The 6,643-nt window shown below is 63.0% G+C and carries 6 protein-coding genes; 5 read left to right on the plus strand and 1 reads right to left on the minus strand.

Going from position 1 to position 6,643, the window contains the following annotated elements:
* Positions 1–92 precede the first annotated feature (92 nt).
* From tenA to AUR66_RS08610, 5 genes are all read left to right on the plus strand, one after another.
* Entirely contained in the window at positions 93–764 is a 672-nt protein-coding gene (gene tenA / locus AUR66_RS08590) for a thiaminase II (protein ID WP_058572041.1), read from the plus strand.
* A 118-nt stretch (positions 765–882) separates the two neighbouring features.
* Positions 883–3,981 carry an FAD-binding and (Fe-S)-binding domain-containing protein gene (locus tag AUR66_RS08595; RefSeq protein ID WP_058572042.1) on the plus strand — a complete coding sequence of 1,033 codons (3,099 nt, stop codon included), beginning with the start codon at positions 883–885 and terminating at the stop codon, positions 3,979–3,981.
* Positions 3,982–4,161: 180 nt separating this feature from the next.
* Positions 4,162–5,298, plus strand: a complete 1,137-nt coding sequence (locus tag AUR66_RS08600; RefSeq protein ID WP_058572045.1) for a pyridoxal-phosphate-dependent aminotransferase family protein — start codon at positions 4,162–4,164, stop codon at positions 5,296–5,298.
* A 128-nt stretch (positions 5,299–5,426) separates the two neighbouring features.
* Positions 5,427–5,708 carry a hypothetical protein gene (locus AUR66_RS08605; protein WP_058572043.1) on the plus strand — a complete coding sequence of 94 codons (282 nt, stop codon included), beginning with the start codon at positions 5,427–5,429 and terminating at the stop codon, positions 5,706–5,708.
* Positions 5,709–5,758: 50 nt separating this feature from the next.
* Complete coding sequence (locus AUR66_RS08610; protein ID WP_058572044.1) at positions 5,759–6,358, plus strand: hypothetical protein; 600 nt, start codon at positions 5,759–5,761, stop codon at positions 6,356–6,358.
* A 49-nt stretch (positions 6,359–6,407) separates the two neighbouring features.
* Here the strand turns inward: AUR66_RS08610 and AUR66_RS08615 are convergent.
* Positions 6,408–6,643 (minus strand): ester cyclase (locus AUR66_RS08615; protein ID WP_197409711.1); only part of this gene is annotated, 236 nt, incomplete at its 5' end.

Here is a 6,643-nt window from a genome sequence, read left to right on the forward strand (position 1 = left end):
GCCGCGATAGGTTGGTTCGACCTCTCTCCTTCGTGTATTAGTTGGTGGTATTCATTAGTTATATAGTCTGAAGGACGAACTGCTATTCACCGATGAGTTTCAGTGACCACCTCCTCGACGTCGGTGCAGACCACTGGGAAGCACAGAAACGACACCCGTTCGTGGTCGAACTCGCCGAAGGGACACTCGACGAAGCGGCGTTTCTCCACTGGGTTCGACAGGACTACCACTACCTCCTCGACTACGCACGGACCTTCGCGATTCTCGGAGCGAAAGCCGAAGACGAAGAGACGATGGCCCACCTCTACGGCGTCGCACACCGAGTCGTCGACGACGAGATGGACCTTCACCGCGAGTTCGCCGCATCCTACGGGTTGTCCCCCGACGACCTCGTGGCGACCGAGAAAGCACCCACCTGTGTCGCGTACACGAACTACCTGCTTCGGGTCGCCCGCGAGCACCCCCTCGCCGTCGGTGCGGCGGCAATCTACCCGTGCGGACAGGGATACCTCGACGTCGCAGACCACATGGCCGAACTCGCCGACGGCGAGCACCGGTACACACCGTTCATCGAGAAGTACACGAGTGATGGGTTCCGCGACGCCGTCGTGTGGATGCGCGAGTTTGTGGATACGATGGCCGAAGCGTATCCCGACCAGCGTGACGCGATGGAAGACGCGTTCCGTCGGAGCACGAGACTCGAACACGCCTTCTGGGAGATGGCCTACACCAACGAGGAGTGGCCCGCGACCGAGGTGGCATAACGAAGGGACGACACCGGTGTCGCCACCTTGCTGTCCGCAGTACGCCGGCGGTATCGCTCGTGGCAAAGATGGCGGCACGCACACACATTTTTCCCGTCCTACACTATTATACATTATAATGGCTGGTGGCGATGCGTCGCAGACGAACCGAGTCACGGCACCGACACACGCGAACGACACGAGCGACTTCCAGCGCTTTCAGGAGTCGCGCGACTACGAGGTGGTAGACGTAGACGAGTACGCCGGATTGGCCGACGACCTGCGCAGTGCCGTCGACGGCGAGGTTCGGTTCGACGAGTACGCACAGGTGTTGTACGCCACCGACGGGTCGATTTACGGGGCGCGTCCCGCGGGTGTGGTCATCCCGAAGGACGTCGACGACGTGCGGGCAGCCGTCGAAATCGCGGGTACCCACAGCGTGCCGATTCTCCCCCGTGGTGCCGGGTCGTCGTTGGCGGGACAGACTGTCGGCCCGGGGTGTGTCGTCCTCGACTTCTCGAAGTACATGGACGACATCGTGGCTGTCGACCCGGAGAACCGACGTGCGACGGTGCAACCGGGTGTCGTTCAGGACGACCTCGACGACCGACTCGCCGAGTTCGGTCTGAAGTTCGCCCCCGACCCGGCGTCGTCGAATCGCGCGACCATCGGCGGCGGCATCGGCAACAACTCGACCGGCGCGCACTCGGTCCGGTACGGTATCACCGACGCCTACACCGAGGAGTTGCAGGTGATACTGGCCGACGGGTCGCAGATTCACACGCGCGACGTGGTCGTCGACAGCGACGAGTGGGACGACATCGTCGGAAAAGACGACCGAGAGGCAGCACTGTATCAGACCGTCAGGCAACTCGTCGAGGACAACGAAGACGAAATCGAGCGACGGTATCCGACGCTCAAACGCTCCGTCTCGGGGTACAACCTCCACAAAGTCGTCTTCGAGAACGACGAGGGTGAGACGGTCATCAACCTCTCGAAACTCTTCGTCGGCGCAGAAGGAACCCTCGGCGTCGTCGTCGAAGCGACCGTGTCGCTCGTGACGGTTCCCGAGGAGACTGCGCTCGTCCTCTACGCCTACGACGACCTGATAGACGCGATGGCGGCGGTCCCCGACGCCCTCGACTTCGACGCCAGCGCCGTCGAACTCATGGACGACGAGGTGTTCAGGATGGCTAGCGAATCGAGCGAGTACGCACAGTACGTCGAGCAAATCCCAGACGGGACGGCGGCGACGCTGATGCTGGAGTTCGACTCGGAACTCCACGACGACTTCGAGGCGGCCATCGAAGCGGCCAACGACCACTTCCTCCAGTCGGGGTCGGACGATGGGAACGCCTTCGAGGCCATCGAAGCGTACACCGACGAGGCACAAGCCGACATCTGGAAACTCCGGAAGGCAGCGATTCCGTTGCTTATGTCGCTGCAGGGCGACCCCAAACCGTACCCGTTCATCGAGGACGCCAGCGTGCCACCCGAAGAACTCGCCGAGTACGTGCAGTCGTTCGAGGACGTACTCGACGACCACGGCACGTCGGCAGCGTACTTCGCCCACGCCGGGTCGGGCACACTCCACATTCGGCCCATCTTGAACCTGAAAGACACCGACGGCATCGAGACGATGCACTCGATTACCGACGACGTGACCGACCTGGTGTTGGAACACCACGGCGCGTTTTCGGGCGAACACGGCGACGGCATGGCGCGAACCGAGTGGAACCCGAAGATGTACGGTCCCGAACTCTGGGACGCGTTCAAGCAACTGAAGACGGCGTTCGACCCCGACTGGCAGATGAACCCCGGGAACGTCGTCTACCGTGACGACGACCCGGCGGATATGCGTGAGAACCTCCGCTACGGGGCGTCCTACCAGTCGCTCGAACCGACGACGGCCCTCGACTTCGACGACGAAGGCGGATTCTCGCACCTCGTGGAGTTGTGCAACGGGTGCGGAACGTGCCGACAGACTGGGACGGACACCATGTGTCCGACCTACCGAGCGTCGAAAGACGAAGCGGAGACGACGCGAGGGCGGGCGAACATGCTTCGTGCGGCCATCAGCGGCGACCTACCCGAAGACGAACTCTACACCGACCGATTCCAAGAGGAGGTTCTCGGCCTCTGTGTCGGGTGTAAAGGGTGTAAGAACGACTGTCCGACCGGCGTGGACCTCGCGAAACTCAAAGCCGAGGTCAAGCACAAACACCATCAAGAAGAAGGGTCGTCCCTCCGAGAGCGCCTCTTTGCGCAGATAGACAACGCGGCGAAACTCGGGAGTGCACTCGCACCAGTGTCGAACTGGGCGGCGAGTATCCCGGGTGCGCGAACCGTGATGGACCGACTCTTCGGTATCGCGCCGGACCGAGACCTTCCGGCGTTCACCCGCCACTCCCTCGAAGACTGGATGGCGTCGCACGACCCTGCTGTCTCCGCCAACGAGGCGACACACAAGGTGCTGTTGTTCCCCGACACCTACACGAACTACGTCACGCCAGAGATTGGCCGGGCGGCAGTTCGGACGTTGGAAGCGGCAGGCGTCCACGTCCAGTTGGCCGAGAACGTCGCACCCAGCGGTCGCGCGGCGTTCTCCGGTGGGTTCCTCGACCTTGCCCGTGGTCGCGCCGCCAGAAACGTCGAGACGCTCGCACCGTACGTCGAGGATGGCTGGTCAGTGGTGTTCACCGAACCCTCGGACGCCGTGATGTTCCAAGACGAGTACTACGACCTACTCGACCACCCATCCGTCACAGACGTCGGTGCGGCGGCCTACGGCGTCATGGAGTTCCTCGACGTGTACCGACTGGACGACGCACTCCCGGTTCAGGGACGAGACGACGCCACTGGTGCGGAGTCGGCGGGCGGCCCAAAGGCCGTCGTCGACGGCGGTGCTGTCGAATCCCTGACCTACCACGGTCACTGTAATCAGAAGGCGCTGAACAAAGACCACCACGCCGTCGGCGTCCTGCGCCGGGTCGGGTACGAGGTGGACCCACTCGATTCGGGGTGCTGTGGAATGGCCGGCAGTTTCGGCTACGAGACCGAACACTACGACCTCTCGAAAGCAATCGGCCGCATCCTGTTCGGACAGGTCGACGACAGTGACGGCGACACGGTGGTCGCACCGGGTGCGTCGTGTCGGACACAACTCGAAGACCGCGACAAGGGCGCGTCACGGCCACCACACCCAATCGAGAAAGTGGCCGAGCGACTCACCGGGTAAATCGACCGACGAGGGACGGACTCGTCAGCGACTGCGCTCACTCTCGAACGTCTTTCTCGCGTATCTACCGGCACTCCGTTCGCTTTCCCTATGTTTTTAGCCCAGTGGGGAGGCACGTCATCGTAGACCATGCCGAATGCACCAGATGTCGGCGAACTCACGCCGCCAAATCGGACGCTGATGGGCCCCGGACCGAGCGACGTACATCCCCGCGTGCTCCGGGCGATGTCGACGCCGCTGGTCGGGCACCTCGACCCGTCGTTCATCGACATCATGAACGAGGTTCAAGAACTCATGCGCTACACGTTCCGAACCGACAACCAGTGGACGATTCCCGTCTCTGGCACCGGGTCGGCGTCGATGGAGGCTGCCATCGGCAACCTCGTCGAACCGGGCGACACGATGCTCGTCCCGACGAACGGCTACTTCGGTGGCCGGATGGAGTCGATGGCCGAACGCGCCGGCGGGAACGTCGTCCACGTCGACGCGCCGTGGGGCGAACCCCTCGACACGGCCGACGTGCAAGAGGCCTTCGACGAGTACCAACCCGACGTGTTCGGATTCGTCCACGCCGAAACCTCGACCGGCGTCAAGCAACCGCACGTCCAGGAACTGACGAGCATCGCCCACGACCACGACGCACTCGTCGTCGCCGACACCGTCACGTCGCTCGGCGGCGTCGAACTCGAAGTCGACGACTGGGGCATCGACGTGGCGTACTCCGGCCCGCAGAAGTGTCTGTCCTGTCCGCCGGGTGCGAGTCCGCTGACGCTCAACGACCGTGCGATGGACAAAGTCCTCTCCCGTGAGGAGGCACCGCGTTCGTGGTACCTCGACCTGTCGCTGCTCGAAGGCTACTGGGGTGAAGACCGGGCGTACCACCACACTGCACCCATCACGAACGTCTACGCGATTCGTGAGGCACTCAGACTCGTCGCCGAAGAGGGCATCGAGAATCGCTGGGACCGCCACCGTAACGTCGCCAGCGCCCTCAAGGCCGGCGTCGAAGCGATGGGTCTCGGCTTGAACCCCGAAGACGAGTACTGGCTTCCGAGCCTCAACGCCGTTCTCGTCCCCGACGGCGTGGACGCAGGCGAGGCCATCGACTACGTCCTCGAACACTACGACCTCGAAATCGCGGGCGGTCTCGGCGCACTCGCCGGCGACATCTTCCGTATCGGGTGTATGGGCTACTCAGCCAAACCACAGAACGTCTCGTTCCTCATGACTGCACTCGGTGAGGCACTCGAAGCACAGGGTGCGGACGTCGACGTCGACGCCGGGTTCGCCGCGATGCGCGAGGAACTGAACCAGTAACGCGGGTTTACTCGCGAATAATCCGCGTTGATTCGGTTCGACGGTCACCGAAACCGATGCAAATCGGCCCGCACAGTTTCCACCCTTCATCATCGTCCCGCCGTGAGTGGCGACCGGAGCGAATCACGATGAAGCTACGAACAATCGTTGGCGTCGCACTCGCCGTCCTCGTTGCGACTGCGGGTGTCGCCGCCGCGACGCCAGGTGCGGGCGCAGACGAATCGACGACGAACGCGAACCCGAACGACGTCGGCCAACAGGGGCCGCCGAGCGAGTTACCCGAACAGGTCCCCGACTTCGTGTCTGACATCCACGACACGGTGAACGACTTCCTCGACGGTGCGCTCGATGGCGCGCTTGGACCCGTCGTGAGCGACCACGCCGGGTCGCCGCAACACGCCGAGAACTGATTTTTTGACCGACGATTACTCACCAAACGAACACGTATCTTTCAGTACGCATGAAACGGTCCCTCCTCGTTGCCTCGGCAGTCGTCCTCCTCGTCGCCGCCGGCGTCGGCGTCTCGTTCGTGACCGGTATCGGCCCGTTCGCCGACGGGTCAGACGCCGGAGACCAGTCGGCCGACCCGTTCCCGACACAGACGGCGACGCCAACGAGTGACGGTAGTGGAAGCACCGAAGGCAGCGAGACAGACGGCGGGACCAGCGGTGGCGACGCGACGGCCACGAGTACCGCGACGACGGCAGAACCGGCCGACCCGTTCGCGTTCACCATCGTCCGTATCGAGGAGTGCGGACAGACCTGCCGTGACGTGACGAGTACGCTGACGAACCGGCAGGATACGGGTGCGACTGGTGTCACCGTCTACAGTCGTATCTTCGCCGGCAACAGCACCGCCTCGGACGACGAGATTTGGCGCGGAAGCGAATCGGTCGGTGACCTCGGTGCCGGCGAGTCGTACACGACGACCAGACGCGTCGAACTCTCGTTCTCCGAGGCGTTCGCCGTCCAGCAATCGGATGGATGGATTACGATTCAGACGACGATTCAGACCGACCAACAGACCCTGACGTACACGGAACGGCGGGACGTCATCTAAAAATCGGCGCGTGGTCGGAATGCGGTTCGGCTGAGCGGAATCGATTGGGTCAGTCCTCTGCGGAGACGGCCTGACTGAAGTCTTTGGGGACGATTTCGAGTTCCTGCATCATGCCCAGTGCGTCCCACGTCGCCCAGCCTTCGACGAACTGCCCGTCTTCAACACGCATCGACATGATTCCGGGAGTGGGCTGCGTCGTCGCCGCCGACTTCCCCGTCGGTGGGATGCCGTAGAACTCACCTTCGTGTGACCCACCGCCTTTGAACCCGATAGTCACGAGTTCTT

It is taken from the genome of Haloferax profundi (assembly GCF_001469865.1).
In the GTDB taxonomy this organism is placed as follows: Archaea; Halobacteriota; Halobacteria; order Halobacteriales; family Haloferacaceae; genus Haloferax; species Haloferax profundi.

Bases quoted from the DNA above. Each gene is read 5' to 3' on its own strand.
- tenA (WP_058572041.1), top strand. From the start codon at position 93: ATGAGTTTCAGTGACCACCTCCTCGACGTCGGTGCAGACCACTGGGAA.
- AUR66_RS08595 (WP_058572042.1), top strand. From the start codon at position 883: ATGGCTGGTGGCGATGCGTCGCAGACGAACCGAGTCACGGCACCGACA.
- AUR66_RS08600 (WP_058572045.1), top strand. From the start codon at position 4,162: ATGGGCCCCGGACCGAGCGACGTACATCCCCGCGTGCTCCGGGCGATG.
- AUR66_RS08605 (WP_058572043.1), top strand. From the start codon at position 5,427: ATGAAGCTACGAACAATCGTTGGCGTCGCACTCGCCGTCCTCGTTGCG.
- AUR66_RS08610 (WP_058572044.1), top strand. From the start codon at position 5,759: ATGAAACGGTCCCTCCTCGTTGCCTCGGCAGTCGTCCTCCTCGTCGCC.